Origin of the sequence: Capnocytophaga sp. oral taxon 332 str. F0381 (assembly GCF_000318275.2) — a bacterium.
In the GTDB taxonomy this organism is placed as follows: Bacteria; Bacteroidota; Bacteroidia; order Flavobacteriales; family Flavobacteriaceae; genus Capnocytophaga; species Capnocytophaga bilenii.
In genome coordinates, this window is sequence record NZ_KB291272.1 from 6,738 (window position 1) to 7,504 (window position 767).

Annotated in this window: 2 protein-coding genes; both read right to left on the reverse strand. The window is 26.5% G+C overall.

What is annotated here, in order from left to right; all coding sequences use genetic code 11:
- Positions 1 to 48: 48 nt before the first annotated feature.
- On the reverse strand, positions 49 to 492 hold the full coding sequence (locus HMPREF9075_RS02875) for a hypothetical protein (RefSeq protein WP_232305043.1): 444 nt from the start codon (positions 490 to 492) through the stop codon (positions 49 to 51).
- Between the two features lie 76 nt (positions 493 to 568).
- A complete protein-coding gene (locus HMPREF9075_RS13975) occupies positions 569 to 697 on the reverse strand; it encodes a hypothetical protein (RefSeq protein ID WP_255351819.1) in 129 nt (42 codons plus the stop codon).
- Between the last annotated feature and the right edge of the window lie 70 nt (positions 698 to 767).

A 767-nucleotide genomic window follows, 5' to 3' on the forward strand; every position in this document is an offset into this window, starting at 1 on the left:
AATAAATCTTTACCATCTGAATATTTTAAAATTAGGGTTGTATTTGGATTAGTCATATTCTTCTGAACAAGGTTCTTTCTTGTAGGGTATAGTTTTTTTATATAAACTATCTATGAAAATTTCATATTCGAAAGTGTTTTTATCATAGGATTTATAACCGATACGCCAATACTTATTTTTGTTGTCAAGTTTTTCAAAACTTACCTTTTCAAAGTATTTCTCATCAGTATCACCATCAAATTTTACCGTGTAAATAACTTTTTCATTATCTTTCTTAGAAGATATGATTTGTAAATTATTAGTTTCTTGTCCATAACCGTGTATAAAACGTTTTTTTTGCATTAAAATAGTTGCTATACTCGCATAGCAAGGATCAAACAAGATTGTGTCTCCCTTTTTATCAATATTTATACGAAAAAATCTGTGGTTTACAATGTTTTTATCAATGTAAATTAGGCTATCTGATGTTTGTTTTGAGGTTTCTTTATTCAATGTATCTATTTGTTTAAAAAATTCTCTATTAGTCAATATATCAGATACAAATTGTTGTTGATTGCTCTGTTGATTATTACAGGCAAACAGAACCCATATCATAAAAGTTATAAATAGTGGTTTCATTATTCTTTATTTTTTCTTCTTTTAGCTCTTTCTTTGTCTCCATCTTCTTTCTTAATTTGTTGTTTAATGTTGTATTCATCTTCAATTTCATTAGTTATTTTAATTTTAAGGTAGATTTAACCCGCGTAATTTTTACCATTTGCAACCAC